General features: G+C 64.2%; 27 protein-coding genes and 1 tRNA gene. 11 read left to right on the plus strand and 17 right to left on the minus strand.

Annotated elements, in window-relative coordinates:
* Positions 1-146: 146 nt before the first annotated feature.
* The 6 genes from argG to P6U28_RS31475 form a co-directional block, all read right to left on the minus strand.
* A complete protein-coding gene (gene argG, locus P6U28_RS31450) occupies positions 147-1,484 on the minus strand; it encodes an argininosuccinate synthase (RefSeq protein ID WP_129145053.1) in 1,338 nt (445 codons plus the stop codon).
* Positions 1,485-1,573: 89 nt separating this feature from the next.
* Positions 1,574-2,350: a phosphatase PAP2 family protein gene (locus P6U28_RS31455; protein ID WP_129145052.1), complete on the minus strand. Its 777-nt coding sequence runs from the start codon at positions 2,348-2,350 to the stop codon at positions 1,574-1,576.
* A gap of 180 nt (positions 2,351-2,530) precedes the next feature.
* The gene (locus P6U28_RS31460; RefSeq protein WP_122406318.1) at positions 2,531-3,025 is read right to left on the minus strand and encodes a hypothetical protein; all 495 of its coding nucleotides are present in this window, start codon (positions 3,023-3,025) and stop codon (positions 2,531-2,533) included.
* A gap of 131 nt (positions 3,026-3,156) precedes the next feature.
* Positions 3,157-4,350, minus strand: coding sequence for a 23S rRNA (adenine(2503)-C(2))-methyltransferase RlmN (gene rlmN / locus P6U28_RS31465; RefSeq protein ID WP_129145051.1), 1,194 nt, complete (start codon positions 4,348-4,350; stop codon positions 3,157-3,159).
* Between the two features lie 193 nt (positions 4,351-4,543).
* A complete protein-coding gene (locus P6U28_RS31470) occupies positions 4,544-5,218 on the minus strand; it encodes an invasion associated locus B family protein (protein ID WP_209294908.1) in 675 nt (224 codons plus the stop codon).
* A gap of 116 nt (positions 5,219-5,334) precedes the next feature.
* Positions 5,335-6,174: an SDR family oxidoreductase gene (locus P6U28_RS31475; protein WP_129145049.1), complete on the minus strand. Its 840-nt coding sequence runs from the start codon at positions 6,172-6,174 to the stop codon at positions 5,335-5,337.
* Positions 6,175-6,395: 221 nt separating this feature from the next.
* Here P6U28_RS31475 and P6U28_RS31480 point away from each other — a divergent pair, with 221 nt between their 5' ends.
* The 3 genes from P6U28_RS31480 to P6U28_RS31490 all read left to right on the plus strand — a co-directional run bounded on the left by P6U28_RS31480 (position 6,396) and on the right by P6U28_RS31490 (position 9,806).
* Entirely contained in the window at positions 6,396-7,370 is a 975-nt protein-coding gene (locus tag P6U28_RS31480; RefSeq protein WP_122400343.1) for an NADPH:quinone oxidoreductase family protein, read from the plus strand.
* 396 nt (positions 7,371-7,766) lie between these two features.
* On the plus strand, positions 7,767-8,633 hold the full coding sequence (locus tag P6U28_RS31485) for a hypothetical protein (RefSeq protein ID WP_209294907.1): 867 nt from the start codon (positions 7,767-7,769) through the stop codon (positions 8,631-8,633).
* Positions 8,634-8,651: 18 nt separating this feature from the next.
* Positions 8,652-9,806, plus strand: a complete 1,155-nt coding sequence (locus P6U28_RS31490; protein ID WP_122400341.1) for a TAXI family TRAP transporter solute-binding subunit — start codon at positions 8,652-8,654, stop codon at positions 9,804-9,806.
* 190 nt (positions 9,807-9,996) lie between these two features.
* Here P6U28_RS31490 and P6U28_RS31495 read toward each other — a convergent pair whose 3' ends face one another.
* Complete coding sequence (locus P6U28_RS31495; protein ID WP_129145047.1) at positions 9,997-10,377, minus strand: YkvA family protein; 381 nt, start codon at positions 10,375-10,377, stop codon at positions 9,997-9,999.
* A 99-nt stretch (positions 10,378-10,476) separates the two neighbouring features.
* A complete protein-coding gene (locus tag P6U28_RS31500; RefSeq protein ID WP_122400339.1) occupies positions 10,477-10,767 on the minus strand; it encodes a 4a-hydroxytetrahydrobiopterin dehydratase in 291 nt (96 codons plus the stop codon).
* A 151-nt stretch (positions 10,768-10,918) separates the two neighbouring features.
* Here P6U28_RS31500 and P6U28_RS31505 point away from each other — a divergent pair, with 151 nt between their 5' ends.
* Together P6U28_RS31505 and P6U28_RS31510 are read left to right on the plus strand one after the other, a co-directional pair.
* A complete protein-coding gene (locus P6U28_RS31505) occupies positions 10,919-12,364 on the plus strand; it encodes a TAXI family TRAP transporter solute-binding subunit (protein WP_129145046.1) in 1,446 nt (481 codons plus the stop codon).
* A 101-nt stretch (positions 12,365-12,465) separates the two neighbouring features.
* Complete coding sequence (locus P6U28_RS31510) at positions 12,466-14,007, plus strand: alkaline phosphatase (protein WP_129145045.1); 1,542 nt, start codon at positions 12,466-12,468, stop codon at positions 14,005-14,007.
* 3 nt (positions 14,008-14,010) lie between these two features.
* Here P6U28_RS31510 and P6U28_RS31515 read toward each other — a convergent pair whose 3' ends face one another.
* The gene (locus P6U28_RS31515; RefSeq protein ID WP_122400336.1) at positions 14,011-14,394 is read right to left on the minus strand and encodes a response regulator; all 384 of its coding nucleotides are present in this window, start codon (positions 14,392-14,394) and stop codon (positions 14,011-14,013) included.
* Positions 14,395-14,568: 174 nt separating this feature from the next.
* Between P6U28_RS31515 and P6U28_RS31520 the strand changes: the two genes are divergently transcribed.
* The 3 genes from P6U28_RS31520 to P6U28_RS31530 all read left to right on the plus strand — a co-directional run bounded on the left by P6U28_RS31520 (position 14,569) and on the right by P6U28_RS31530 (position 18,999).
* Positions 14,569-15,333 carry a Crp/Fnr family transcriptional regulator gene (locus P6U28_RS31520; RefSeq protein WP_122400335.1) on the plus strand — a complete coding sequence of 255 codons (765 nt, stop codon included), beginning with the start codon at positions 14,569-14,571 and terminating at the stop codon, positions 15,331-15,333.
* A gap of 316 nt (positions 15,334-15,649) precedes the next feature.
* Positions 15,650-17,476 carry a translational GTPase TypA gene (typA, locus tag P6U28_RS31525; protein ID WP_129145044.1) on the plus strand — a complete coding sequence of 609 codons (1,827 nt, stop codon included), beginning with the start codon at positions 15,650-15,652 and terminating at the stop codon, positions 17,474-17,476.
* Positions 17,477-17,751: 275 nt separating this feature from the next.
* A complete protein-coding gene (locus P6U28_RS31530; protein WP_407120433.1) occupies positions 17,752-18,999 on the plus strand; it encodes a flavin monoamine oxidase family protein in 1,248 nt (415 codons plus the stop codon).
* 92 nt (positions 19,000-19,091) lie between these two features.
* Here P6U28_RS31530 and P6U28_RS31535 read toward each other — a convergent pair whose 3' ends face one another.
* Positions 19,092-19,499 carry a thiol-disulfide oxidoreductase DCC family protein gene (locus tag P6U28_RS31535; RefSeq protein WP_129144309.1) on the minus strand — a complete coding sequence of 136 codons (408 nt, stop codon included), beginning with the start codon at positions 19,497-19,499 and terminating at the stop codon, positions 19,092-19,094.
* Positions 19,499-20,410 (minus strand): alpha/beta fold hydrolase, encoded by a 912-nt coding sequence (locus P6U28_RS31540; protein WP_129144310.1) that lies wholly within the window; start codon positions 20,408-20,410, stop codon positions 19,499-19,501. Before P6U28_RS31540 ends, P6U28_RS31535 begins: the two co-directional genes overlap by 1 nt.
* Before the next feature lie 267 nt (positions 20,411-20,677).
* Here P6U28_RS31540 and P6U28_RS31545 point away from each other — a divergent pair, with 267 nt between their 5' ends.
* The gene (locus P6U28_RS31545; RefSeq protein WP_008136728.1) at positions 20,678-21,187 is read left to right on the plus strand and encodes a GNAT family N-acetyltransferase; all 510 of its coding nucleotides are present in this window, start codon (positions 20,678-20,680) and stop codon (positions 21,185-21,187) included.
* A gap of 178 nt (positions 21,188-21,365) precedes the next feature.
* A complete protein-coding gene (gene ppa, locus P6U28_RS31550; RefSeq protein WP_122400331.1) occupies positions 21,366-21,905 on the plus strand; it encodes an inorganic diphosphatase in 540 nt (179 codons plus the stop codon).
* A gap of 63 nt (positions 21,906-21,968) precedes the next feature.
* Here the strand turns inward: ppa and P6U28_RS31555 are convergent, their stop codons facing one another.
* Genes P6U28_RS31555 through P6U28_RS31565 form a run of 3 tightly spaced genes read right to left on the minus strand, consistent with a single transcriptional unit; the run spans position 21,969 to position 23,513 of the window.
* Positions 21,969-22,853 (minus strand): bifunctional methylenetetrahydrofolate dehydrogenase/methenyltetrahydrofolate cyclohydrolase, encoded by an 885-nt coding sequence (locus P6U28_RS31555; protein WP_122400330.1) that lies wholly within the window; start codon positions 22,851-22,853, stop codon positions 21,969-21,971.
* A gap of 9 nt (positions 22,854-22,862) precedes the next feature.
* Positions 22,863-23,207 carry a DUF167 domain-containing protein gene (locus P6U28_RS31560; protein ID WP_407120434.1) on the minus strand — a complete coding sequence of 115 codons (345 nt, stop codon included), beginning with the start codon at positions 23,205-23,207 and terminating at the stop codon, positions 22,863-22,865.
* A gap of 15 nt (positions 23,208-23,222) precedes the next feature.
* Entirely contained in the window at positions 23,223-23,513 is a 291-nt protein-coding gene (locus P6U28_RS31565) for a YggT family protein (RefSeq protein WP_018645113.1), read from the minus strand.
* A 205-nt stretch (positions 23,514-23,718) separates the two neighbouring features.
* Here P6U28_RS31565 and P6U28_RS31570 point away from each other — a divergent pair.
* Positions 23,719-23,794, plus strand: a tRNA-Ala gene (locus P6U28_RS31570).
* Between the two features lie 105 nt (positions 23,795-23,899).
* Here the strand turns inward: P6U28_RS31570 and P6U28_RS31575 are convergent.
* The 3 genes from P6U28_RS31575 to P6U28_RS31585 form a co-directional block, all read right to left on the minus strand.
* A complete protein-coding gene (locus P6U28_RS31575) occupies positions 23,900-24,712 on the minus strand; it encodes an enoyl-CoA hydratase (RefSeq protein ID WP_407120435.1) in 813 nt (270 codons plus the stop codon).
* A gap of 150 nt (positions 24,713-24,862) precedes the next feature.
* Complete coding sequence (locus P6U28_RS31580; RefSeq protein ID WP_129144313.1) at positions 24,863-25,657, minus strand: glutamine amidotransferase; 795 nt, start codon at positions 25,655-25,657, stop codon at positions 24,863-24,865.
* 129 nt (positions 25,658-25,786) lie between these two features.
* Positions 25,787-26,566, minus strand: coding sequence for an SDR family oxidoreductase (locus P6U28_RS31585; protein WP_129144314.1), 780 nt, complete (start codon positions 26,564-26,566; stop codon positions 25,787-25,789).
* Between the last annotated feature and the right edge of the window lie 133 nt (positions 26,567-26,699).

Consider the following 26,699-nt stretch of genomic DNA (forward strand, 5'->3'; position numbering starts at 1 on the left):
CGAAGCACAAACGCAAATGGCCGGGAGCGATCCCGGCCATTTTTGTTTTGGGCTCTCGTCATTGCGAGGAGATCCAGACTGTCACCGCCGAGAGATTCTGGATTGCTTCGCTTCGCTCAGCAATGACGAATGAAGCTACACCAGGTTCACCCCTTGTCGCTCTCGAGCCGGAAGATCTGCGAGCCCTCGCTGCCCGAGAGCAGGCCGGTGTCGCTGTAGAGCTTCAGCTTGGTGCGGGTGTCGGCGATGTCGAGGTTGCGCATGGTGAGCTGGCCGATGCGGTCGGCCGGCGTGAAGGCGGCGTCCTCGACCTTCTCCATGCTGAGCCGCTCCGGCGCATAGGTGAGGTTGGGGCTTTCGGTGTTGAGGATCGAATAGTCGTTGCCGCGGCGCAGCTCCAGTGTGACCTCGCCGGTGACGGCGCGCGCGACCCAGCGCTGCGCGGTTTCGCGCAACATCAAGGCCTGCGAGTCGAACCAGCGGCCCTGATAGAGCAGACGTCCCAGGCGCATGCCGCTGATGCGGTACTGCTCGATGGTGTCCTCGTTGTGGATGCCGGTGACAAGGCGCTCATAGGCGATGTGCAGCAGCGCCATGCCGGGGGCCTCGTAGATGCCGCGGCTCTTGGCCTCGATGATGCGGTTCTCGATCTGGTCGCTCATGCCGAGGCCGTGGCGGCCGCCGATCGCATTGGCTTCGAGGAACAGCGCGACGGGATCGGAGAAGGTCTGGCCGTTCAGCGCGGTCGGCTGGCCTTCCTCAAAGCGCACCACGACCGTCTCGGCCTTCACCGCGCAGTCATCGCGCCAGAACGGCACGCCCATGATCGGATTGACGATCTTGATGCCGCTGTCGAGGCTTTCGAGATCCTTCGCCTCATGGGTGGCGCCAAGCAAATTGCTGTCGGTCGAGTACGCCTTCTCCGCACTCATCTTGTAGGCGAAGCCCTGAGCGGTCATGAACGCCGACATCTCGGCGCGGCCGCCGAGCTCGTCGATGAACTGCTGGTCGAGCCAGGGCTTGTAGATCTTCAGGCCGGGATTGGTGAGCAGGCCGTAGCGGTAGAAGCGCTCGATGTCGTTGCCCTTGAAGGTCGAGCCGTCGCCCCAGATGTTGACGCCGTCCTCTTTCATCGCCGCGACCAGCATCGTGCCGGTGACGGCGCGCCCGAGCGGCGTGGTGTTGAAATAGATGATGCCCCCGGTCGAGATGTGGAAGGCGCCCGACTGGATCGCGGCGATGCCTTCGTGGACCAGCTGCGTGCGGCAATCGACGAGGCGCGCCTTCTCGGCACCGAACTCCATCGCCTTGCGCGGGATCTCGTTGTAGTCGGCCTCGTCGGGCTGGCCGAGATTGGCGGTGTAGGCGTAGCAGCGCGCCCCCTTCTGCTTCATCCAGAGCAGCGCCGCAGAGGTGTCGAGGCCGCCCGAAAAAGCGATGCCGACTTTCTCACCCTTGGGCAGGCTTTTCAGGATCGTGGTCATGGCGCGTCCAATCGGTCTCAAATAGCTGATGTTGTGGCTCGAGGGCGGCGAATATCAAATTTCGCGAGGCTCGGCACGCATTTAATGGCTCAAACCGAGGGCTCGGGACCGGTCTTGCGGCCGAACAGGCGCTGGCGGAGCCGGTAGGCGGGCATGTTCAGCCGGGTCAAGACGGCATCGACCGCATCGTCCGAAAACCGCGTCCGCGGCCAGCGGTAAATCAGCGCGTAGGCGAACCAGATCACGACGAAGGTCACGAGGCCCGCGATGGAAACGTCGGTGAAGAAGTGGCCACCGAAGGCCATGCGCAGCCCGCTGGTTACCGCGCCGAACACCACGGCGGCGGTATAGGCAAGTGGCCGCCACGCCGGCGGCGCCAGTGCGGCCGGCGCGAGCGTCCAGAATGCCGTTGCCCCTTCGCCGGAGAAGAACGAGCAGTTGCGTCCGCAGCCGCCGCGCGGATCCCACCAAGGCACGAATTGCTGATCGCCGGCAAACTCGGTCACCACCACCGGACGGGGACGGCCCCAGTAATTCTTGAACGTCAGGTTGGTCAAAATGCCGGCCGACATGGTCAACGTCACCAGCAGGAAAATGATCGTGCGCCCCGGCACCATCAGCGGCCGGTCCGGCCGGATCATCTTGACCACAAGCGCGACGATCGAGGGCAGGGCGAAGGCCCAGGCGATCCACATCGCCGCATCGCGCGCAAAGCCGGCCCATTCGTTCAGCTTGAGCGGAAACGTCCTGGTCGCGGGGTCGAAGAACAGCGCAGCGAGCTTGAGATCGAGCTCGGGATAGAGGCCGAAAACAAGGCCGATCACGAGCCAGAGCGCCAGGGCGATGAAGAGTCCAGTCCGGTTCATGGCGCGCGGTTTAGCGGAGTGGAAGGAGGATGGAAACCCTTTGCCACCGTCATTCCGGGATGGTCCGAAGGACCAGACCTCAGGTGCACAATTGCGCACCGGGGAATCTCGAGATTCTCAGGTGCGCAATTGCGCACCATAGTTCGATGCTTCACATCACCCCGGAATGACGCACATAAATTACCGCCCGTCCGGCCGCGACTGTGACGGCAGCGGCGGAGGCGGCTTGTGCGGAGGCGGCGGCTCGCGCCAGGCGCCGGCGTTGCGGCCGGCGATCAGCCAATAGACCACACCGGCGACGATGCCGGCGCCGGTCATGATCTCCAGGTGACGCCGCACGATGCCTTCGAACTGCAAGGTGTCGGCGTGAAACGGAACAAGGCCGAGATAGCAGGCGAGCCCGACGAGGCCACCGCCGACGGCGTAAGCCAGCGCGCTGCGGATGTAGAGCGCTTCGGTGACGGCGACGATCACCGCCGCTGGCACCAGCGCGAAGCCCGAGACGAAGATGAAGCCAAAGCCGAGCAGGATATCGATCGCACCTTGATCGACGGGACCGGCGCCGAGATCTGCGAATTCCGGGAACAGCAGCGCGACGACGACGATCATGCCGCCGACGAAGCAGGCGGCGAGGAAGCCGATGAAGATGATGATGAGGCGGCCGATCAGGGACATGGCAAAAATGTCAACTCAGTCGCCATTGCGAGGAGCGCAGCGACGAACAATCCAGACTGCCGCCGCGGAGATATTCTGGATGCTTCGCTGTGCTCGCAATGACGGGGATGCGAGAGCGCGGACATAGAAAGCTAGTCCGTCATCGCCATGGCGCGCAGCGCCTGGCGCTCCCTGGCGCTGAGCTTCTCGGTCTCCGACTTGAGCTGGCCGCAGGCGGCGAGGATGTCGCGGCCGCGCGGGGTGCGGACCGGTGAGGAATAGCCGGCGTTGAAGATGTATTCGGAGAATTTTTCGATCTGATCCCAGTCCGAGCACTCATAGGCCGTGCCCGGCCAGGGATTGAACGGGATCAGATTGATCTTGGCCGGAATGCCCTTGAGCAGCTTCACCAGCAGCTTTGCATCGTCGAGCGAATCGTTGACGCCCTTGAGCATCACATATTCAAAGGTGATGCGGCGCGCGTTCGAGGCGCCGGGATAGTCGCGGCAGGCCTGCAAGAGCTCCTTGATCGGATATTTGCGGTTGAGCGGCACCAGCTCGTTGCGCAATTCATCGCGCACAGCATGCAGCGAGATCGCGAGCATGACGCCGATCTCCTCGCCGGCGCGCACGATGTTGGGCACCACGCCCGAGGTCGAGAGCGTGATGCGGCGGCGCGAGATGCCGATGCCTTCGTTGTCGCCGACGATGAGCAGCGCATCGCGCACCGCGTCGAAATTGTAGAGCGGCTCGCCCATACCCATCATCACGATGTTGGTGACGCGGCGCGTGCCGTCCTCGCGATCGGCCCAGTCGTTCAGGCGATCGCGCGCGACCATCACCTGTCCGACGATCTCGCCGGCGGTGAGGTTGCGCACCAGGCGCTGCGTGCCGGTGTGGCAGAACGCGCAGTTGAGCGTGCAGCCGACCTGCGAGGAGACGCAGAGCGTGCCGCGATCGGTTTCGGGGATGTAGACGCACTCGACTTCATGCGCCTTCTGGACGGCGTCGCCGCTCGGCAGCCGCAGCAGCCATTTGCGGGTGCCGTCATTGGAAATCTGCTCGGCCACGACTTCCGGCCGGTCGACGGTGAAATGCTGGGCGAGATCGGCGCGAATGCCCTTCGAGATCGAGGTCATCTCGTCAAAGCTCTGGGCGCCGCGGAAATAGATCCAGTGCCACAACTGCTGCACGCGCATCTTGCGCTGGGCCGGTGCAACGCCGATCTCGCCGAGGCGATCTGCAAGCTCGGCGCGCGACAGGCCGATCAGCGACGGCCTTGCCGGCGGCACATAGGTTTCGAGCGGAGTCTTCTCCACCAATGTTGCGTTGTGCGGCTCGGTCATCGCTTGCCTGAGATTGCTGCTGTCTCGTCATGGCCGGGCTTGTCCCGGGCATCCACGTTCTTCCCGCCCGGAGCCAGCGCGTGGATGGCCGGGACAAGCCCGGCCATGACGGCAGCACCTTTGGGATAACCCCTATATAGCAATCGGAACCGCCGATTGCGACCTTATCGCCCTCAGCCTTAACGACGAGGCGTTACCGCCTGCAGTCCTGTGCGATCTTGTCGAGCGCCTGGGCGAGACCCTTCAGCGAGAAGGTATCGGTCGTCTCGGTCCCCTTGGCCGAGACGCCCTTGACCACGAGATCGGCAGATTTGCGCATGGCTTCGACCATCCGCTCCTCCTCGGCCGCGTTCTTGATCCAGAGCCCGTCGCCCTGCGTGTACATGGCGAAGGAGGCGCCGCCGACCTCGACGGTCGATTCCGAGCCCGGCTTCAGCGCGTAGCCGATCATCACCGAGACCTCGTTGCTCACCTTCTCCGCCGGCCGGGTCGACACGAAGGCATAGGCGGGATCACGCGGCCGGTTCGGCGGGTTGGTCTTCGACGACGACGGCTTTGCCAGCGCGAAGCAGACCTTCTTGCCGTTCGGCGCCGCCGAGTATGCTCCCCAGGTGCCGAACTGCCCGATCAGGGTCGGCTCGGCGCCGCCCGCAACTGCGGCGGGCGAGGCCGCCGATTTGCTCTCGGGCTTCGAGGCCGCCTTTGCAGTCGTGCTGGCCGGCGGGGCCGGCTTCGGTGTCGCCTCTTTTGGAGCAGACTCTTTTGGAACAGACTTGGGCGCCGGTTGCGCCGTCTGCGCCCACGCGGAATCGACAATCCGCCCGGCCATCACGCCAGTCATCAAAGCTAAAATCAGCACCCGCCACATGCTGGAGTGGTTCCCTCAATATTGTGACTGGAAGATGGCCCGAGCGCGCTTTGTCCCCGGGCAGGGATAGCCGGGAAAGTCCAATTTGGGAAGGCAGTTAGCGGTATCGGTGGCGGTTAGGCCTTGGATCGCGCGGCGCGTTGCTCGGCCCATTGTGCCTCGGTCCAGGCGAGCAAATCCTCGGCGCCGGAACTGCGCAAATGCGCGCCGCCGTCGATCACCACCATCTCGCCATTGATGTAGGCGGCACGGTCCGAGACCAGGAAGCTGGCGAGATCGGCAAGCTCGTCGTGCTCGCCGGTGCGCCCAAGCGGGTTGCGCGAGGTCCAGCCTTCGTCGCGGCCCTCGGGACGGAGTTGCCCGGCGGCCCCTGCGGTCGGGAACGGGCCCGGCGCGATCGCAACGTTGCGGATGGCCTTCGGGCCCCATTCCACGGCGAGACTCTTGGTCATCGCGAGCAGCGCCGACTTCGCCATCGCCGACGGAACCGTGAAGGCGCGGCCGGTGATGGTGGAGGTCGAGAGGATCGACAGCACGACGCCGCCGTGCTTGCCCTCGATCCAACGCCTGCCGGCGGCGAGCGTGCAATACATCGCGCCATGCAGCGTCGGCGCCAGGATCGCATCCGCGGCGCGGAAGGAGAGATGCTCGCTCTGCGCGATGAAGGTGGCAGCGGCATTGTTGACGAGGATGTCGAGCGGCGCCTCGCGCCAGATCGCATCCATCATGCTGTCGACGGCCGCGCCGTCGCGGATATCGCAGGCGATGGTCGTGACTTTGCCGCCGGTCTCTTCGCGCATCGCCGCTGCCGTCGCTTCCAACCGATCGAGCTTGCGGCCGCAGATCACGAGCTCAGCGCCGAGCGCGAGGAAGCGGCGTCCCATCGCGGCGCCAAGGCCCGACCCGCCGCCGGTGACGAGGATGCGCTTGCCCTTGAGCAGACCTGTTTCAAACATCGTTTGAATCCTTTCTCCGCGGATTTCATCATTGCGAACGCAGCGAAGCAAATCCAGGCTATTTCCGCAGGACGGATTCTGGATTGCTTCGCTGCGCTCGCAATGACGGGAGGATAGGCCGTCGTATCACCCGAGACAAAGAATCCGGATTGTCGACCCGCATCAAATCCGGCAAAACCGGGCCAACCATAATTCCACTCGAAACGCCTCAAGGTGCCGCGATGAAAGCCATCCTCTGCTCGCAATATTGCCAGCCCGACGATCTCGTGCTCGCCGATGTGCCGGATCCGGTGGCTGGCCCCGGCGAAGCCGTGATCGCGATCAAGGCGGCGGCGCTGAATTTCTTCGACATCCTGATGATCCAGGGCAAGTACCAGATCAAGCCGCCATTCCCGTTCTCGCCGGCTGCGGAAGTCGCGGGCGTGATCGAGAGCATCGGCGCCGGTGTCACCGACCTCAAGGTCGGTGACCGCGTGGTGGCATCCTGCGGCCACAACGGCGCACGCGAGAAGATCGCGCTGCCGGCGGCCTCGATCGTGAAGATCCCCGACAATCTCGACTACGACCGCGCGGCCGGCATCATCATCATCTACGGCACCGCACTGCATGCGCTGGAAGATCGCGCCAGTCCGAAGCCCGGCGAGACGCTCGCGGTGCTCGGGGCCGCCGGCGGCACCGGCCTTGCCGCCTGCGAGCTCGGCAAGCTGATGGGCCTGAAGGTGATCGCCTGCGCCTCGTCCGACGAGAAGCTTGAATTCGCCAAGGCGCACGGCGCCGAGCTGACGCTGAACTACGCCAAGGAAGATTTGAAGGAAGGTCTGCGCAAGCTCACCGGCGGCAAGGGCGTCGACATCATCTTCGATCCCGTGGGTGGTGCGTATGCCGAGCAGGCGCTGCGCTCGATTGCCTGGGAAGGCCGCTTCCTCGTCATCGGCTTTGCCGCCGGCGACATTCCGAAGATGCCGCTGAACCTCGCGCTGTTGAAGGGCTGCGATATCCGCGGCGTGTTCTGGGGCGCCTGGACCCGGCAGAATCCGGAGAAGAACCGGGCCAATCTCGAGAAGCTCGTGAAGTGGACCGCGGAAGGAAAGATCTCATCGCATGTCGACCGCACCTTCCCGCTCGCGCAGACGGCGGATGCGCTGAAGGTGCTGGCGGGGCGCCAAGCGATGGGCAAGGTGATCCTGCATCCGTGATCGCGATGTCATCGCGACGCCGCTTCATACACAGCTGTCATCGCCCGGCTTGATGACCGGGCGATCCAGTACTCCGAGACAGTTGTGGTTGAATCGATGGCCGCGGCGTACTGGATTCCCCGTCTACGCGGGGAATGACAGCGAGCGCGGAGCTGGCAGTGTGCCTGCCGCTGCATCATAAGTCCCCCTCAACCACAGTTAGTAAAATAGAGGTGCATTCCGCAACCTCGCCCCAATCTAACCCAAATATTTCCCGATTCGCCCCAATCGTCGTCGTCTTTTGGACTGATTCAAACGGCGATTTACCGGTTCCAGTTTGCGGGGCGCTCCTGGACAAGAACAAGAAGACTGAAGCCGGGACTGCCCCTGCGTTGCGTCAGTAGGGAGCATCACACCATGGAGACGACGGCCTATCGACCGTCGAAGGAGTCGCTCGCGCTCGACTCCGATCGATCTGCATCACATCCGCCCATCGCATCCTATATCCGCGCACGTGCCAGGCGCGCCGAGCTTGCGCAGGACGATCCCATCCCACTGTTTCTGTCCGACCCGCTCGGCGCACCGGACCCGCAGGAATATGCGCCGCTGCGCCCCAGAGCTAGGATCGCGCCTCTTCTTGTCGCTGCCGGACTTGCGATATCCGCCGCCGCGATCGCGGCGGTGGTGTTTCAGTCCGACCTGCGTGGCCTTCTCGCCGACTATGCCGGCGCAGTTCCCGGGCAGGCAATGGCTACCGCCAGCCCGCCAGTCGTAAACCAAGTCTCGAGCAAGGATCCCGGCCGCGTGACCGACACGATGCTGGCGAGCGCCGACAAGCAGGACCTCCCGGCACCGCCAGTGCCGAGCCGCGAAGCGATTGCGACCGCCTATCAGACTGCGCTGCAGGCCCAATCCCAAAGCCAAGTCCAGAACCAAGTCCAAATGCAGACCGATGCGCCGGCACCTGTCGCGGCGCAGCCTGCGCCGCCCGAGCCCGCCAGGACCCTCGACGCCGACACGCTTGCGGCACTGACGACGCGCGCCAAACGTCTGATCGGCGTCGGCGACATCGCCGCGGCGCGCCTGCTGCTCGAACGGGCGGCCAATGCGCAAGACGCGACGGCCGCGCTGCTGCTGGCACAGACCTACGATCCGGCAGTGCTCGGCACCAACGACGCACGAAGCGTCATTGCCGACGCGGCAGCCGCCCGTGACTGGTATCAGCGCGCCGCCAGCCTCGGATCGGCGGAGGCGCGCCAGCGCCTCGCCCAGCTCTCGAACTAGATCACTTCAGGGGACATCATGCGTAATGCTTTGAAAATGGCGCTTGCCGCCATCACGACCATCTGTGCCTTTGCGGCGCACGCCGAGCAGACCGAGTACGATCCGGCCAAGGTCTCCGACGGCCTGAAGGCCATCTTCCAGTTCGGCTCGACCTCGACCAAGCAGGCGCTGAACGCCAACACGGTCACGCTGATCACCGGCACGATCGGCGGCACCTATGTGCAGTTCGGCGCCGACCTCGCCTCGGTGCTCGACGACGGCAACAAGATCCGCGTGCTGCCGATCGTCGGCCGCGGCTCGGTGCAGAGCGTTGCCGACATCCTGTTCCTGCAGGGCGTCGATCTCGGAATCGTGCGCGCCGACACCCTCGACTATCTCGAGCGCAAGGGCTTTGCCAAGGACATCAAGCGGCAGTTCACCTATGTGACGAAGCTCTACAACGAAGAGATGCAGGTGATCGCGCCGAAATCCGTGGCAACGCTCAAAGACCTCGAAGGCAAGACCGTCAGCGTCGACCTGCCGAACGGCGGCACCTTCGTCAGCGCGCTCACCGTTTTCGAGCGGCTCGGGATCAAGGCGAAATTCGTCTATGTCGAGCAGCGCATCGCGATGGAGAAGCTGAAGGCCGGCGAGATCGACGCCGTCATCGTGGTCGGCGGCAAGCCGTACAAATCGGTCTCGACCTTCGGCAATGATGGCCGCTTCCATCTCGCGAAGGTGGACTATGCGACCCCGCTGCAGAGCGACTATCTGCCGGCAACCCTGACCGCGAAGGACTATCCGAACCTGATCAAGGAGGGCGAGAGCGTCGACACGATCGCCGTGCCTGCAGTGCTCGCGGCTTATAATTGGGCACCCAACACCGAGCGCTATCGCAAGCTCGCGCTGTTCGTGGACGCGTTCTTCACGAAATTCCCCGCGCTGCAGAACCCGCCCTTCCATCCCAAGTGGAAGGAGGTCTCGCTCGCGGCGCCGCTATCCGGCTGGAACAGATTGCCGGTGGCGCAGCACTGGCTCGACAAGCACGGCGTCGAGCCGGTGACGCGGCAGCGCTTCGAGGCGTTCCTGAAGCAGAGCCCGACCGCTGCAAACGTGTCCGACGCGGACAAGGAGACGCTGTTCAGGCAATTCCAGGCGTGGGACGCGGAGAAGGCGCGGGTGGAGAAGAAGTAGCTGTTGCCGTTGCGACCAACGATGTCGCGAGCGACATCCACACACTCGCTGTCATCGCCCGGTCTTGAACCGGGCGATCCAGTATTCCGTGACGGCAACGACTGAATCGAGAGGCCGCGGCGTACTGCATTCCCCGCCTTAGCGGGGAATGACAGCAGCAGGTGTCGCCACGACTTGCCGTCAACAACGGCTAGTCCGTCGCCTCCTCCTCCACCCCGCGCTTCAGCGCGGCGCGGGCGGCCTCGCGGTGCTCGGTCGTGATGTGGCCGGCAACCATGCGGATGGCGGTGGCGAGCACGGCGGCGTCATCGGCGAAGCCGAGGACCGGCATCACGTCCGCGACGAAGTCGAACGGCAGGATGAAATAGGCGATCGCACCCAGCAGCGAGGCTTGAACGTGGCGCGGCGTCTGCCGGTCGAACGCGCAGTAATAGGCGGCAAGCAAATCTTCCGCGAACGGCAGCTGCGCGGCGACGCGCTTCAGCTTGCGCCAGAAGCGGCGGCGCACGCTCTCGCGATCTTCCGCGAGCCGATCGGCCGGCTCGAAGCCGACGCTGTGCTCGGCAGCCATGCTCAAATGCTCCCCGTTCTGCCGGAGGTGGCGGATCGCCCGATCCCGGCGATCACAAGATGGGGATGCGGCCGGTCCCTGCAAGGCGTCAGCTTGGTGTCAGCCGGCGATGGCGTTCATCGCCTTGGCCAGGGCGATGTCGAGCGCGGTGACGCCGCCGGCGTCGTGGGTCGACAGCACCACCTCCACCGTCTTGTAGACGTTGCGCCATTCGGGGTGGTGATCCAGCTTCTCGGCTGCCAGCGCGGCCCGGGTCATGAAGCCGAACGCCTCGTTGAAATCCTTGAAGACAAAGGTTTTCCCGATGGCGTCGCGGCCTTGGACTTCAGTCCAGCCCGGTAATCCGCCCAGCGCCTGCTTGCGCGTCTCCGCCGAGAGCCGTTCTGCCATGGTCGTCTCCGTCCTTTAGGGGAACTTTCCTCTAACACCGCGCCGGCGCACGGGTTCATAGCGGATTTCCTGCATCCGCTAACCATGACGGAGATGTAACCCCGCCGGACAAGAAATTTGCTACACTTGCGGGCGTAAACCGCCGGCCAAGATGAAACTGAGCCTGAAGAGCCTGTTTGGGAGATCGATGACCGGGGGATTGGACCTGGCCGAAACGCCCCCTCCGCCTTCGCCGCGATCCGCGGCGCGGAAGACGGCACTCGTGTCTCTGGCATTCGTGCTGGCGATCATCGGCGCACTCGTCGGCGGATATTACTTCGCGATGCGCCCCGTGACGCTCAAGATCGCGGTCGGGCCCGCGAACAGCGACGACGTCAAGGTCGTGCAGACGCTGACGCAGGCCTTCACGCAGAGCAGGGGCCAGGTGCGGCTACGCCCGATCCAGACCGACGGCGCCACGGCCAGCGCCAATGCGCTCGCGGAAGGAAAGGTCGATCTCGCCATCCTGCGCGGCGACCTCGACGTGCCGAAGAACGCACAGGCGGTCGCGACCCTGCGCAAGAACGTCGTGGTGCTTTGGTCCGTTCCGGGCAAAGGCAAGAAGCGAGGCCCGAAAATCACCAAGATCGCGCAGCTCGCTGGCCATCGCGTCGGCGTGGTCGGCCGCACCCAGGCCAATGTCAACCTGCTCAAGGTGATCCTCCAGCAATACGGTGTCGATCCCGCCAAGGTCGAGATCGTGCAATTTCCTGCGAACGAGGTTGCCGAGGCGATCAAGGCGCAGAAGGCCGACGTCTATCTCGCGGCCGGCCCCGTCAACAGCAAGATCACGGCGGATGCGATCTCCGCCTCCATCAAGGATTTCGGTGCGCCCACCTTCCTCGCGATCGATTCGGCGGACGCGATCGCACAAAACCATCCGGTCTACGAAGCGTCCGAGATTCCTGCCGGCACCTATGGCGGCTCGCCCGCCCGCCCGGAGGACGAGGTCAAGACCATCAGCTTTTCGCACCACATCGTGGCGCGCAAGGCTGTGTCCGAAACCACCATTGCGGCGTTCACGCGCCAGCTCTTCGCCGTGCGTCAGCAACTGGTGACGGAATTCCCGCTCGCGGCGAAGATCGAAACGCCCGATACCGACAAGGATGCCGTGATCCCGGTGCATCCGGGTGCGGCTGCCTTCGTCGACGGCGAGGAAAAGACCTTCCTCGACAAATACAGCGATTACATCTGGTGGGGCCTGATGGCGCTTTCCGCCATGGGCTCGATCGGCGCCTGGTTTGCCGGCTATCTGAAGAAGGACGAGCGCAACAGCAACAATCATCAGCGCGAACGACTCCTCGACATGATCTCGGCGGCGCGCAAGTGCGAGACGACCGAAGAGCTCGACCAGATGCAGACCGAGGCTGACGACATCCTGCGCGACACGCTGCGCTGCTACGATCACGGCGCGATCGAGGAAGGGGCGCTCACCGCCTTCAACATCGCGCTCGACCAGTTCCACGCCGCGGTCGCCGACCGCAAGGCAGTGCTGATGAGCCTGCCGCAGAACCTGCAACGCGCGAGCGCGCAATTCCGCGCCGCCGGCAACGCGTAAAGGCTTGCGCGCGTTATCGCTGCGTCACATTGTCTCAATATAGCGTCTGACTTCACCGGCTGCCGCCTGGCGGCCGTCGCACGCGATATCGGGGCCGTCCCATGAACATCAAATTCTCCCGCCGCCGTTTCCTCGCCACCAGCGCCGGTGCACTCGGCACGATCGCGATGCCGTATCTCTCGCGCGCAGCCGACCGGCCGGCCGTCACGCACGGCGTGCAATCGGGCGACGTCACCGTCGACAGCGGCGTGGTGTGGGCGCGTACCGACCGGCCCGCACAGATGCTGGTCGAGGTGGCAACGACCGAATCCTTCAAGGATGCCCGTGCGCTGCCGCCGATCGCGGCGCTGCCCGAGAGCGACTTCACCGCGAAGATGCTGGTTGAACGTCTTCCGGCCGGCCAGGACATTTTCTACCGCATCCGCTTCCGCGATCTCTCGCACAGCGCGGTCGAGGGCGAGCCGGTGGTCGGCCGCTTCCGCACCGCGCCGGCCGACCGCCGCGACGTCAGCTTCGTCTGGGGCGGCGACGTCGCAGGCCAGGGCTGGGGCATCAACCCCGAGGACGGCGGCATGTTCACCTTCTCGGCGATGCGCAAGCACCGGCCGGATTTCTTCCTGCATTCCGGCGACACCATCTATGCCGATGGTCCTATCCAATCCGAGGTGAAGCTCGCCGATGGCAAGATCTGGAAGAACGTCACGATTCCGGAGAAGGCCAAGGTCGCCGAGACGCTGGACGAGTTTCGCGCCGCGCACAAATACAACCTCACCGACGACAATCTCCGTGCCTTCAATGCCGAGGTGCCGATCTTCGTGCAGTGGGACGACCACGAAGTCACCAACAACTGGTCGCTGTCGAAAGACTTGCCGGCCGCCTACAAGGTGCGCGACATCTCGCTGCTCGCGGCCCGCGCGGGTCGCGCCTTCCACGAGATGTACCCGATGCGCGAGAGCATCATCGAGCCCGGCCGCGTCTATCGCCAGATCTCCTATGGCCCGCATCTCGACGTGTTCGTGCTCGACGAGCGCAGCTATCGCGGCCCGAACGGCGCCAATCTCGAAACCGACTATGGCCCGGCGAGCTATTTCCTCGGCCCCGACCAGATCGCCTGGCTCAAGCGCGGTCTTCTGAATTCGCGCGCGACATGGAAGGTGATCGCGTCAGACATGCCGATCAGCCTTGTCGTCTCGGACACGCCGAAGGGCGGCTCCGAAGCCGTTGCGCAGGGCGACGGCCCGGTGCGTGGCCGCGAGTTCGAGATCGCCGACATCCTGCGCTTCATCAAGATGGCGCCGGTCAACAACACGGTGTGGCTGACGGCGGACGTGCATTACGCTGCAGCGCATTATTACGATCCGAACAAGGCGCAATTCCAGGAGTTCGAGCCGTTCTGGGAATTCGTCTCGGGCCCACTACATGCCGGCACTTTCGGTCCGAACGCGCTCGACAACACCTTTGGACCCGAGGTCCGCTTCGTCAAGGCGCCGGGCAAGGACAGTCAGAACCTGCCGCCGTCAGCCGGCATGCAGTTTTTCGGCCACGTCAAGATCGACGGCGCCTCCGGCCAGATGACGGTGACCTTGCGCGACCGCGCCGACGTCGCACTGTGGTCGACCACGCTGGATCCGAAGCAGAGCTGATCGCTAATTGGCGGCGCGCGCCTGGAGGGCCGCTTCCAGCGCGTCGCTCGAACACGGCTTCTGCAGCCGCGGCCGGCCTGCCAATTCCGGTGGAATGCGCGCCTCGGCCCCGTAGCCGGTGACGAAAACGAACGGAACCTTCAGCGCGATCAGCCGCTCGGCGATCACAAAGCTCGTCTCGCGGATCAGCTCGACGTCGAGCAGCGCGAAATCCGGCGTACGCTTCGCGATGGCGTCCAGTGCCTGTGTCACCGAACCGACGGTCCGCACACCGGTCACACCGAATCCGAGCAGACGGTCCTCGAAGTCGAGCGCGATGATCGGGTCGTCCTCGACGATCAGAACATCGGCCGGCCAGCCTGAGCCATTGGACGGTGCGGGTGCCATGATCACATCTTGGTTGGAGTTATCGATCAGGACTGCCGCGACACGATGCCTGCGCCCAGCGCATCAGAGGGTTCCCGGAACGAAACTCACCACATCATCGTTCTTTAGTCTGTCCACTTGTACACACTGGAGTGGATGGGACTCGGTAAGTGGGAGGAAGGAGGGGAGTTCAAAATGGATACGCGTGTCGGCAAGGTTACCGAGGTCGAGAGCCGGCCGGCCAACAATCTGCTGCGGCGTTTGAACCAGGCAGACTACGCACTCCTTGCACCGCACGTGACCGTCGAAGACTCCGCAGCAGGCCAATTGCTTTACAATCCCGGCGATGACGTACAGGTCGTCCACTTCCCCTGCGGACCGTCACTCGCGACTTTCCTTGTCCCCAACGAGGATGGCCGCGACGTCGAAACCATTCTGGTCGGCCGCGAAGGCGCGGTGGGCGGCATCGTCAGCGAGGGATTTCTACCGGCCTATACCCGGATCTGCGTGAAATTCGGAGGGCCGTTTGCGCGCATTCACGTGGCCAAGCTCGAAGCAGCCAAGCTGCGCTCGTCGTCCCTGCGCAACATTTTTGTTCGCTACGCCGACTGCATGCTGGCCCAGATCTTCCAGTCCACCGCCTGCAACGCGATCCACTCGATCGAGCAGCGCACCGCCAAATGGATTCTGGCCGCGATGGAGCGGACCGGCAACGACACCAGCGTGCCGCTCACGCATGAACAGCTCGCGACCCTGCTCGGGGTTGGCCGCAGCTATGCCAGCCGCGTGCTCCAGTCGTTCAGAGCCGAAGGCGTGCTCGACACGCGGCGCGGTTCGATCCTGGTTCGCAACCGCGACGGCCTGCGCCAGCGCGCCTGCCTGTGCAATGACGCCGTGAAGGCGCATTTCGAGGAGGTGCTGAGCGGGGTGTATCCGACCGAGGTGCGGAAGGCGGTGTAGAGGCGGCTCGGCTGCTATCGCGGGCCTCGACGACTTCACCTGCGGCACGCCCCGCCCATCCCGGAACCCAGCCCTAAGCTCCGGAAATTCCCGGACAAAATTCAGTCAACCAACGGCCAAAGAACACATTGTTTTTTGGCCGTTTTTGCATATATTGCGCCGCAACGCGTAGGGCGCCCGGTCTGATATGGCCGGGCTTCCTTTTTGGGCGCAAAGCGCCCTGTTTCCAGTCTTCCAGCGTTGTTTCGAGAAGAGGTCCCGGTCCGACCGGCGAGATCGCGCTTAACCCATTGTTCGACCGCAAAGAAGCTCACTCATGAACCTTCGTAACGTCGCCATCATCGCCCACGTCGACCACGGCAAGACCACCCTGGTCGACCGCCTCCTGCAGCAATCCGGCACGTTCCGTGAGAACCAGAAAGTGACCGAGCGCGCCATGGACTCCAACGACCTGGAGCGTGAGCGCGGCATCACCATCCTGGCCAAGGCAGCCTCGGTGCAGTGGAAGGACACCCGCGTCAACATCGTCGACACCCCCGGCCACGCCGATTTCGGCGGCGAGGTCGAGCGCATCCTCAACATGGTGGACGGCGCCCTGGTGCTGGTGGACGCCGCCGAGGGCCCGCTGCCGCAGACCAAATTCGTGGTCTCCAAGGCGCTGAAGGTCGGCCTCAAGCCGATCGTCGTCATCAACAAGGTCGATCGCCCCGACGCGCGGCCGACCGAAGTGATCAACGAGGTGTTCGATCTGTTCGCCGCGCTCGATGCCAGCGAGGAGCAGCTCGATTTCCCGATCCTCTACGGGTCGGCCAAGCAAGGCTGGATGGCCGAGAGTCCCGAGGGTCCGAAGGACAAAGGCATGGAGCCGCTGTTCGACCTGATCCTGCGCCACGTCGCGCCGCCGAAGGTCGAAGAGGGTCCGTTCCGGATGATCGGCACCATCCTCGAAGCCAACCCCTATCTCGGCCGCATCATCACCGGCCGCATCTCCTCCGGCACGCTGAAACCGAACCAGCAGGTCAAGGTGCTCAACGCCGAGGGCAAGCTGGTCGAGTCCGGCCGCATCACCAAGATCCTTGCGTTCCGCGGCCTCGAACGCACACCGCTCGATGAGGCAGAAGCCGGCGACATCGTCGCCATCGCGGGCCTCACCAAGGGCACCGTTGCCGACACTTTCTGTGATCCGACTGTCGAGGTGCCGCTGCCGGCGCAGCCGATCGATCCGCCGACCGTGTCGATGTCGTTCATCGTCAACAACTCCCCGCTCGCCGGCACCGAAGGCGACAAGGTGACGAGCCGCATGATCCGCGACCGTCTGTTGCGTGAAGCCGAGGGCAATGTCGCGCTGCGCGTCGTCGAATCCGCCGACAAGGACGCGATGGAAGTGTCGGGCCGCGGCGAACTCCAGCTCGCGATCCTGATCGAGACCATGCGCCGCGAAGGCTTCGAGCTCTCGGTGTCGCGCCCGCGCGTCGTGTTCCAGAAGGACGAGGCCACCGGCGCCACCATGGAGCCGATCGAGGAGGTCGTGATCGACGTTGACGAGGAGCATTCCGGCGTCGTCGTGCAGAAGATGAGCGAGCGCAAGGCCGAGCTGATCGAGATGAAGCCGTCCGGCGGCAACCGCCAGCGCCTGGTGTTCTACGCCCCGACCCGCGGCCTGATCGGCTACCAGGGCGAGTTGCTGACCGACACCCGTGGCACCGCGATCATGAACCGCCTGTTCCACGGCTATGCGCCGTACAAGGGCGAGATCCAGGGTCGCCGCAACGGCGTGCTGATCTCCAACGACCAGGGCGAGGCCGTGGCCTATGCCATGTTCAAGCTGGAAGACCGCGGCCCGATGATGATCGAGCCGGGCTGGAAGGTCTATCGCGGCATGATCGTCGGCGAGCACACCCGCGACAACGATCTCGAGATCAACGTGCTCAAGGGCAAGCAGCTCACCAACATCCGCACGACCTCGAAGGACGAAGCCGTGCGCCTGACCCCGCCGATCCGCATGACCCTGGAAAAGGCGCTCGCCTATATCGAGGACGACGAGCTCGTCGAGGTCACCCCGAAGTCGATCCGCCTGCGCAAGAAGCACCTCGACCCGAACGAGCGCAAGCGCGCGGAAAAGGCCAAGGAAGCGGTGGCGTAAGGCTCCCACTCTCGTTCACTGTCATTCCCCGCGAAGGCGGGGAATCCAGTACGCCGCGGCATCTCGGCTCTATAACGATCGTCTCTGGAATACTGGATCACCCGCCTGCGCGGGTGATGACAGCTGTGCGCGTTGCGGCTTCAGCGCGTATCAGAGACGTGCTAAAGCATGATCCGGAAAAGTGCGAAGCGGTTTTCCGGAAAGATCATGCGTAAACAACAAGCTAAAGCGCGATGACGATTCATCCAAATCTCATCGCGCTTTAGAGCCCGGCCATGACCTCCCTCCCCTCCTCCGTCGACGTCGCGATCATCGGCGCCGGTGCCGCAGGTCTCGGCGCGGCGCATGCGCTGGCGGGCTCCGGCCTCTCAGTCATCGTGCTGGAGGCGCGTAACAGGCTCGGCGGCCGGGCCTGGACCGTGCAGGCCTCGCCTGAGGTGACGTTCGACGTCGGCTGCGGCTGGCTGCATTCGGCGGACAAGAACTCCTTCGTGCCGATCGCACGGCAACTCGGTTTCGAGGTCAACAAGGATCTGCCGCCCTGGCGCGAGCGCGCCTATGGCAATGCCTTTCCGCAAAGCGAGCGCGACGATTTCATGCGTGCGATGGACGCGTTTTATGAGCGTCTGTGGGAAGCGGCGCAGAAGGGCCAGGACGAGCCTGCGAGCGTGAGCCTTGAGCCAGGCAATCGCTGGAATCCGATGATCGACGCGATCTCGACCTATATCAACGGCTGCGAGCTGAAGGACATGTCCACGCTGGACTGGGACGCTTATGAGGACACGAACGTCAATTGGCGCGTCCGCCGCGGCTATGGCGCGCTGGTAGCAGCCTATGGCGCTTCCTGCCCAGTGGAGCTGAACTGTAACGTCACATTGATCGACCATTCCGACAAGCGCATCCGCATCGAGACATCGCGGGGCACGCTGACGGCGGACAAGGTGATCGTCACCGTGCCAACGGATCTGATCGCCCTTGAGGTGATCCGCTTCTCGCCGCCGCTCTCCGCCAAGGTCGACGCCGCCTCCGGCCTGCCGCTCGGCGTCGACGACAAGGTGACGCTGGCGCTCGAGGACGCCGAGGCCTTTCCGAAGGAGGGCAACTTACGCGGCGCCACCATGCGCACCGAGATGGGCACCTATCACATCCGCCCGTTTGGCCAGCCCTGCATCGAAGGCTTCTTCGGCGGCAGCTTTGCCCGCGAGCTGGAAGCCGCCGGCGACGGCGCCATTGCCGCGCACAGCATCGATGAGATCGCGGGTTTTCTCGGCAATGATGTCAGGCACAAGCTGAAGCCGCTCTGCGAGTCGCGCTGGGCGCGCGATCCTTTTGCGCGGGGGTCCTACTCGCATGCGCTTCCCGGGCATGCCGGCGACCGTGCCGTGCTGGCCGCGCCGGTAGCTGGCCGCCTGTTCTTCGCGGGCGAGGCAACGTCGCCGACCTTTTTCACGACGGCGCATGGGGCGCGGGATAGTGGGGAGCGAGCGGCGAAGGAAGTGCTCGCGGCTTTGGGCAAGCCGTAGCCACGCCCTCCGTCATTGCGAGCGCAGCGAAGCAACCCAGACTGCCGCCACGGAGAGATTCTGGATTGCTTCGCTACGCTCGCAATGACGGGCTACTCAATCACCCGCGCTCGCAAATCGGCATCGGGCACGAAGCAGGCGTCGTACTTGCCGAAGATGCGATAGCGGTTGCGCGCGACGAGATTGTAGATCGGGTCCCGCAACGGCTTCGGCACGACGAATAATGCGCGTACCCAGCCCCAGCCGGGGAGCTGCGACAGCACCGTCAGCGCAGCATCCGACTTCATGAACGCCTCGCCCCCATGGATCACCGCATTGGTGTCGGGATCCTCCGGATCGATGCCGAACGTTCGCGCCAACCGCGTTCCATAATCCGACTGGATTGGCGTAAAGCGAAACCGCTTCGCCGTGTCGCGGGTCCCAACGAACCGCACCCAGCGCGAGCAGAAGATGCAGATGCCGTCGAACAGGATCACGTCATCGTCGGGCCATTTCTGCATCAGCGATTGCCCCATGGCTTCTGGATGGCCGTTGGCCCGCTCTGGTTCAGTGCGCGCGCGAGCTCACCGCTTGCGGCTTTGACGCCGGCTTCGGTTTCGATCATCCAGTGGCCCTCGCTGCCGACGGCCGGCAGTGAGCGAAACTCGACCTTTCCGCCGCTGCCGCGAAACGCACCGACGAGTTTCTGCGAAAATGCCGTGGCGAAATAGCTGTCATTGCTCGCAACTAGCCAAGTGACGGGAATGCGCGCCGCCCTGCCGAACTCCGCGGCGGCGGCAAGCAGCGTATGCGGCGCGCAGATTCGGTTCGGCTCATCATTGGCATGGCCACCGCGCCCCGGCGCAAAGGCGATGATCGCGGAGATCACCTTGGGATCGGCGTTGGCCAGCGCCAATGCACCCCATCCCCCGGCGGAATGGCCGATCACGATGGCGGCCTCCTTGCCGATGAAATCCTGCTTTTGCAGATAGGCCAGTGCACGCGAAATTGCGTTGGCCGTTGCGCGGCCCGAGCGTGCGTAGTCGGCCTCGTCGCAGCCGCCCTGATCCTCGATATAGCGGCCGCCGGTCGCACCATGCCCGGGCCGCTCCGGCGCCAGCACGGCAAAACCGCGCGCGACGAGGTAGGCGGCGAGCGGACGGTATTCCGGCTGCGGCATTTGCGCACGACGCAACGCGTTCTGCGTCGAGGCGTGCGCGATCACCGCGAGTCGGAACGGACCTGGGCCAGCGGGGCGAAACAGCAGGGCATGCGCAGCAAGGTGGGTATCCGGCGAGGGCACAAGCCACTCTTGCCGACGAAACGGTTCGCCCTCCTCCCCCGATGGGCCGAGCGTGGCCTGAGCACACAGAGGCGGCGCAGTCAGCAAAGCCAACAGAGGCAGGAGCGCAATGGTGTTGAGGAGCCGCATGAATTGCCGAGGGCGAATGCGAATAGTGACAGCCAGATTGGTAGGAACGAATCATTATCGGCCGACTTTCTGCGTTGCCACTGCCCTTCCCTGGTTGCCGTAACGTAGTTTCGTACCGACGCTTGGTCCTGCGATTGCCGTCTGAAATGTCGGCTTGTCCTCTTTCGGCACAGCATGGCCAAAATACTGATGCAGAAAGTCCACAGGTTAACCGATAATTAACGATAGGTCTTGCCGCCGGCGCGGCGACTTGGTTTGATCGCGTCCATGAGCACAACCCTGATCGAGGTCCGGCCGGCCAAAGCTGCAGATGCAACTGCGGTGGCATCGACCCATGACGAAGCCTGGCGTTCGGCCTATCAGGGCATCATTCCCGGCGCCGAGCTGGAGAAGCTGATCAATCGCCGCGGTCCGCAGTGGTGGGACAGTGCAATCCGCAAGGGCAGCCGCGTCAGTGTGCTGGTGTTCGGCGACAAGATCGCCGGCTATGCCAATTACGGCCGCAACCGCGCCCGCAGCCTGCATTTCGACGGAGAAATCTACGAGCTTTATCTGCGGCCCGAATTTCAGGGACTCGGCTTCGGCCGCCGGCTGTTCGCTGCCGCCCGCCGCGACCTGATGCAGAGCGGGCTGAAGAGCATGGTGGTGTGGGCGCTCTCGGACAATGACCCCGCGACCGAGTTCTACCGGGCGTTGGGAGGACGCATGGTGGCACGTTCGTCTGAGCGGTTCGGGCCGAAATCGCTCGACAAGGTTGCCTTCGCCTGGACCAATTGAGCTGCTGAAACCCTCCCGGCAGGGTTTCCCGTCCGTCGATACCCGTTGCCTCAAGAGCCGGTGGTCGCCGGATTCATTATTTCACAAAAACGCGATGGATCAGCGGGCCAAGCCCGCGTATGACAGCGCCAAAATCGCTGCCGGGCGCGATTTCACCTCGGCAATAACGGAGCCTTGAATGCGTATCGATGCGGTCTCGATCGGGAAAAACGTACCACACGACGTCAACGTCATCATCGAGGTCCCCGTGGGCGGCGAACCGATCAAGTACGAGATGGACAAGGAGGCCGGTACGCTGGTGGTCGACCGCTTCCTCTACACGCCGATGCGTTACCCCGGTAACTACGGCTTCATCCCGCATACGCTGTCGGACGACGGCGATCCTTGCGACGTCCTGATCATCAACACCCGCGGGATCATTCCCGGCGCCGTCATGAGCGTGCGCCCGGTCGGCGTGCTGTTCATGGAAGACGAAGCCGGCGGCGACGAGAAGATTTTGGCAGTGCCGTCATCGAAGCTGACTCAGCGCTACGACAAGGTGAAGAGCTATTCCGACTTGCCGGACATCACGCTGCAGCAGATCCAGCACTTCTTCGAGCACTACAAGGATCTCGAAAAGGGCAAGTGGGTGAAGATTTTGCGCTGGGGCGGCCCTGAGGAAGCGCACAAGCTGATCCTCGAAGGCATCGAGCGCGAGAAGAAGAAGAAGAAGGGTTGATGCTTCCGTGTCCCGGCTCGGCAGCGCATCGTTTCACGCTGCGTCCGGGGCATGAGAGTTCAACTACACCGCCGGCTTCGGCAGGCCGGCAATCGCACACGCTGCCCGCAGCGTATTCACCAGCAGACACGCCACCGTCATCTGGCCGACGCCGCCCGGCACCGGCGTGATGGCACCGGCGACGCCGAGCGCTTCCTGATAGGCGACGTCGCCGACGAGGCGCGTCTTGCCATCCTCCTTCGGAATCCGGGTAATGCCGATATCGATCACGGTGGCGCCCGGCTTCAGCCAGTCGCCGCGCACCATCTCCGCCTTGCCGACCGCGGCATAGACGAGGTCGGCGCGCTTCACGAGATCAGGCAGATCGCGCGAGCGCGAATGCGCGATCGTCACCGTGGCGTTCTCGTTCAGCAGCAATTGCACCAGCGGGCGGCCGACCAGGTTGGAGCGACCGAGGACGATGGCGTTCATGCCTTCGAGCGAGGCGTGCACGCTCTTGGTCAGGATGATGCAGCCGAGCGGCGTGCAGGGCGACAGCGCCTCAAAGCCGCCGGCGAGCCGGCCGGCATTGTTCGGATGTAGCCCGTCAACGTCCTTGGCGGGGTCGATCGCGTTGATGACGGCTTCGGTGTTCAGCCCCTTCGGCAGCGGCAGCTGCACCAGAATGCCGTGCACGGCGGGATCGCGGTTGAGCTTTGCGACCAGCGCCAGCAGATCTGCTTGCGAGACGTCGGCCGGCAGCTTGTGCTCGAACGAGGTCATCCCGGCCGCCTGGGTCTGGGTGCGCTTGGAGCGGACATAGACCTCGCTGGCGGGGTCGTTGCCGACCAGGACGACCGCAAGGCCCGGCACCAGATTGTGCTCGCGCTTGACCCGGGCGACCTCGTCGGCGACGCGGGCGCGGAGGTCCGCGGCGATGACTTTTCCATCGATGATCTCAGCGGTCATGTCAGTTCCTCAGTCTATCGAATGGGCCGACGTGAGCCGGCGCAAGGCTTCGCCGAGCCGTGTCGGATCGCCGTTGACCGCGATCTGCTTCAGCCGCGAGGTCGCCCCGGACAAAAGCTTGACGCTGGCCTTCGGTACGCCAAGCGATTTCGCCAGCAGCACCAGAACGGCCTTGTTGGCCTCGCCGCCATCGGCCATGGCGCGCACCCGCACCTTGAGCACGCTGCGGCCATCCGAGAGTTGCTCGATGCCGTCGATGTCGTCGCGGCCGCCGCGTGGCGTCACCCGCAGCGCGATGCTGATTCCTGCGGTCGAGTAACGCCAGGGTTCCCTTGAAGCTTCGTTCGCAACCAAGGCGCCCCAGCCCGCTCAGATCACGTTCGGGTAGATGTAGTACAGGATCACCCGCTCGATGAACATGATGATCAGGATCAGGATGATCGGCGAGATGTCGAGGCCGCCGAGGCTCGGCAGGAAATTGCGAATCGGCGCCAGCAGAGGCTCGGTGATCCGGTACAGGAACTCCGCTACCGCCGACACGAACTGGTTGCGGGTGTTCACCACGTTGAAGGCAATCAGCCAGGACAGGATTGCGGAGGCGATCAGCAGCCAGACGTAGAGGTCGAGCACGATGATGACGATGTCGAGAACGGCACGCATGGCTTTTGAGGCCTCTGGCTTTTGAAAACTCTGGCTACGGTCGGGATTGACGCCTGCTGCTAGATATCGGTTCCCTCCGGCCCAAACAAGGGAAGTTCAGGCGCGGAAATGGCTAAAACCGGGTTACACCCGTCCTTGACTTGACCTTGGCAGGGACTTAAATGGCGCCCGGTTGTCGGCCGCGTTCACCAGAGCGGCCAGCAAAGGGGCCATAGCTCAGCTGGGAGAGCGCGTCGTTCGCAATGACGAGGTCGGCGGTTCGATCCCGCCTGGCTCCACCAGCCTTCGCTGGCTTCGCCAGCTTCGGCTCGGCAAGCCCTTTCGTAGCGAAGGCTGCCGCGGCGCAGCCCGAAGGGCGAAGCCGGGCTTCATCCGCAAATCAGTCCCTACCTGCCCGTAAACCTCGGCGGCCGCTTCTCCATGAAGCTGGCTACACCCTCCCTGAAATCACTCCCGTTCAGCGCCACCATCATCTCGCGGTTGGCCTCGATCGTCGCCTCGGCAAGCGTCTGGAACGGCACCTCGTAGAGCTGGCGCTTGATCACGGCCATCGCGCTCGGCGAGACGAAATCGGCGAGGTCGCGCGCATAGGCGTAGGTCTCCTCGCGCAGCTTCTCGGGCGAGCAGAGCCGGTTGACCAGCCCGATCCGCAACGCTTCCTCGCTCGACACGCGCCGAGCTGAAAGCAACAGATCCAGCGCATTGGCGTGACCGACGATGCGCGGCAGCATCCAGCTGATGCCGTGCTCCGCAATCAGGCCGCGCCGCGCGAAGGCGGTGGTGAACACGGTATTGTCGGCAGCAAAGCGAAGATCGCAATAGAGCGCGTGGACGAGACCGATGCCGGCCGTGGCGCCATTCAGCATGGCAATGACGGGCTTCTTGATCGAGGGGTAATAGCCGTAGCGCGTCTGCCAATCCGGCCGGCGGTTCATGTCGAACGGCGGCAGGTTCGAAGCACGCCTGACGTCGTCGGGATCGAGCCCCTTCAGCGCATCCATGTCGGCGCCGGCGCAGAAGGCGCGGCCCGCGCCGGTGAGGATGATGAATCGGACATTGTCGTCGGCGTTTGACGCTTCCATCGCGTGGCGCACGTCGCGCTCCATGATCGGCGTCCACGCGTTCATGCGATCGGGGCGGTTGAGCGTGATGGTGGCGATCTTGTCGCTCACCTCATAGAGAATGTGTTCATAGGCCATGACGCTCTCCCTGGTTTGCCGGCGCGATCTCGCGCGCGCTCGTTGGCGGCGAACCTAGCATATCCAAGGAAGCGGCAGGGACTTGCGCCAAGGACTTGCGCCAAGGACCTGCGCCAAGGACCTGCGCCAAGGACCTGCGCGAAGTCGCGATCACTCGGCGGCTTGCGCCAGCACCGGCCGGCGCGCCAGCCAGCCGTTGATGAAGTGATCGAGCCAGGCGCGCTCCGCGACATCGTAGACGGCTCGATCCGCGAAGTGATGATGCCGCTGCCGCGCACCGGGCGCGCTGAAACCGTCATAGCCGCGCGTGGTCCAGCGATGCATCATCGCGTAGGTCACATCGGGATGAAACTGCACGCCGAAGGCATTCCCGGCACGGAACGCCTGCACCGGAAAATCATCGCCTTCGGCGAGCAGCTCGGTGCCGGCCGGCAGCTCAAAGCCCTCGCGATGCCAGTGATAGACCTGTGCCGGCCAATGAGGGCAGAGCGCATGGCCAGCAGCGGTCGGCCTGATCGGGTAATAGCCGATCTGGGTCAGCGCCTGCGCATGCGGCGCGACACGGGCCCCCAGCTGCATCGCCAACATCTGCGCACCCAAGCAGATGCCGAGGAACGGCCGCTGCTCGCGAAGCGGAATTTCGATCCAGTCGATCTCGCGGCGGATGTAGTCGTCGGGATCGTTGGCACTCATCGGGCCGCCGAAGATCACGGCACCGGCATGCTGATCGAGCGTCTCGGGCAAGGGATCGCCGAAGCGTGGACGGCGGATGTCGAGGCGATGGCCGAGCGCGCGCAGCACATTGCCGACGCGGCCCGGTGTCGAGCATTCCTGATGCAGGACGATCAGAATCGGCAGCCGGGTTTCAGCGGCGGCGGCGCTCGGCGCCCTCCGTGGGAAGGGCACCACATCTGCGCCACCAAACCTGTCCGTCCGGAACGACATGGCCTCTGCGAGTGCTATCGGTTCAGACCGCCAGCTTAGCTAAGCGATGGTTAACATCGTGTGAGTTTGCGCACACACGCCCCGATCTTGAAGCAAGCTCCGGGCCACTACGGATGCACCGGGCGTTCTTCAGCGCCGCTGCCTCTGGAACCGGCTGGTGGCTGCCAGGATGAAGCCGCGCGGGAAGAAGCGGAGCGCGAACGGCACAATCTTGATGCCGAGACCCGGCAGCACTGCCCGTTTGTTGGCCATCAGGCCACGATACGCCTCCCGTGCAACTTCGGCGGCAGAGACGTTGAGAACGGCCGTATCATGTTGCGATCCGACGCCGGCGCGGGCCTGGAATTCGGTGGGCACCGGACCCGGGCAAAGCACGGTGACGCGGACGCCGCGCGGTGCAAGCTCCGCCCGCATCGCTTCGGTGAAGGAAATCACATAGGCCTTGGACGCGTAGTAGACGGCCATGCCGGGCCCGGGCAGGAAGCCGGCGACGGATCCGACGTTGAGAAGACCGCCCTTGTTCCTGACGAGCTGATCGGCAAAGCGCAGCGACAGATCCGTCAGGGCCCGGACGTTGACGTCGACGATGCCGAGCTGCTCGCTGCGATCGCGTTCGGTCGCATCGCCGAACACGCCGAAGCCCGCATTGTTGACGAGATGATCGAGCTCGACACCTTCGGCCGCAAGCGCTGCCGCGATCGTCGCGCCGGCGTCCCTGTCCTCGAGATCACAGGCGATCACGATCGGCTTCTTGCCGCACTTGGCGGCCAGCTCAGTGGCGAGCGCCTCCAGACGGTCTGCCCGTCTCGCGGTCAATGCGAGGCGATGTCCATTGGACGCAAACACACGCGCCAGCTCCATCCCGATGCCCGCCGAGGCACCAGTAATCAGCGTCACCCGCTCAACCACGATCGAAGTCTCTTGAAAGCAACTTTTTTGGCCCCGCAACGGGGGAACGAGAGCATAGGCCGAACGCAACAGGCAAGCGGCGCTGACAGCATGGCCGCTTGAGCAGAACGACAGGCAGTGCTGAAAGACCGTG

The sequence above is a fragment of the Bradyrhizobium sp. STM 3561 genome (assembly GCF_045571455.1).
Lineage (GTDB): Bacteria > Pseudomonadota > Alphaproteobacteria > Rhizobiales > Xanthobacteraceae > Bradyrhizobium > Bradyrhizobium vignae.

Coding starts and splice junctions, on each gene's coding strand:
- typA (WP_129145044.1), top strand. CDS start 15,650: ATGAACCTTCGTAACGTCGCCATCATCGCCCACGTCGACCACGGCAAG.
- argG (WP_129145053.1), bottom strand. CDS start 1,484: ATGACCACGATCCTGAAAAGCCTGCCCAAGGGTGAGAAAGTCGGCATC.
- P6U28_RS31555 (WP_122400330.1), bottom strand. CDS start 22,853: ATGACCGCTGAGATCATCGATGGAAAAGTCATCGCCGCGGACCTCCGC.
- rlmN (WP_129145051.1), bottom strand. CDS start 4,350: ATGACCGAGCCGCACAACGCAACATTGGTGGAGAAGACTCCGCTCGAA.
- P6U28_RS31530 (WP_407120433.1), top strand. CDS start 17,752: ATGACCTCCCTCCCCTCCTCCGTCGACGTCGCGATCATCGGCGCCGGT.
- P6U28_RS31535 (WP_129144309.1), bottom strand. CDS start 19,499: ATGCAGAAATGGCCCGACGATGACGTGATCCTGTTCGACGGCATCTGC.
- P6U28_RS31510 (WP_129145045.1), top strand. CDS start 12,466: ATGAACATCAAATTCTCCCGCCGCCGTTTCCTCGCCACCAGCGCCGGT.
- P6U28_RS31575 (WP_407120435.1), bottom strand. CDS start 24,712: ATGGCCTATGAACACATTCTCTATGAGGTGAGCGACAAGATCGCCACC.
- P6U28_RS31470 (WP_209294908.1), bottom strand. CDS start 5,218: ATGTGGCGGGTGCTGATTTTAGCTTTGATGACTGGCGTGATGGCCGGG.
- P6U28_RS31490 (WP_122400341.1), top strand. CDS start 8,652: ATGCGTAATGCTTTGAAAATGGCGCTTGCCGCCATCACGACCATCTGT.
- P6U28_RS31495 (WP_129145047.1), bottom strand. CDS start 10,377: ATGGCTGCCGAGCACAGCGTCGGCTTCGAGCCGGCCGATCGGCTCGCG.
- P6U28_RS31460 (WP_122406318.1), bottom strand. CDS start 3,025: ATGTCCCTGATCGGCCGCCTCATCATCATCTTCATCGGCTTCCTCGCC.
- P6U28_RS31480 (WP_122400343.1), top strand. CDS start 6,396: ATGAAAGCCATCCTCTGCTCGCAATATTGCCAGCCCGACGATCTCGTG.
- P6U28_RS31545 (WP_008136728.1), top strand. CDS start 20,678: ATGAGCACAACCCTGATCGAGGTCCGGCCGGCCAAAGCTGCAGATGCA.
- P6U28_RS31520 (WP_122400335.1), top strand. CDS start 14,569: ATGGATACGCGTGTCGGCAAGGTTACCGAGGTCGAGAGCCGGCCGGCC.
- P6U28_RS31540 (WP_129144310.1), bottom strand. CDS start 20,410: ATGCGGCTCCTCAACACCATTGCGCTCCTGCCTCTGTTGGCTTTGCTG.
- ppa (WP_122400331.1), top strand. CDS start 21,366: ATGCGTATCGATGCGGTCTCGATCGGGAAAAACGTACCACACGACGTC.
- P6U28_RS31580 (WP_129144313.1), bottom strand. CDS start 25,657: ATGTCGTTCCGGACGGACAGGTTTGGTGGCGCAGATGTGGTGCCCTTC.
- P6U28_RS31515 (WP_122400336.1), bottom strand. CDS start 14,394: ATGGCACCCGCACCGTCCAATGGCTCAGGCTGGCCGGCCGATGTTCTG.
- P6U28_RS31565 (WP_018645113.1), bottom strand. CDS start 23,513: ATGCGTGCCGTTCTCGACATCGTCATCATCGTGCTCGACCTCTACGTC.
- P6U28_RS31455 (WP_129145052.1), bottom strand. CDS start 2,350: ATGAACCGGACTGGACTCTTCATCGCCCTGGCGCTCTGGCTCGTGATC.
- P6U28_RS31505 (WP_129145046.1), top strand. CDS start 10,919: ATGAAACTGAGCCTGAAGAGCCTGTTTGGGAGATCGATGACCGGGGGA.
- P6U28_RS31485 (WP_209294907.1), top strand. CDS start 7,767: ATGGAGACGACGGCCTATCGACCGTCGAAGGAGTCGCTCGCGCTCGAC.
- P6U28_RS31475 (WP_129145049.1), bottom strand. CDS start 6,174: ATGTTTGAAACAGGTCTGCTCAAGGGCAAGCGCATCCTCGTCACCGGC.
- P6U28_RS31500 (WP_122400339.1), bottom strand. CDS start 10,767: ATGGCAGAACGGCTCTCGGCGGAGACGCGCAAGCAGGCGCTGGGCGGA.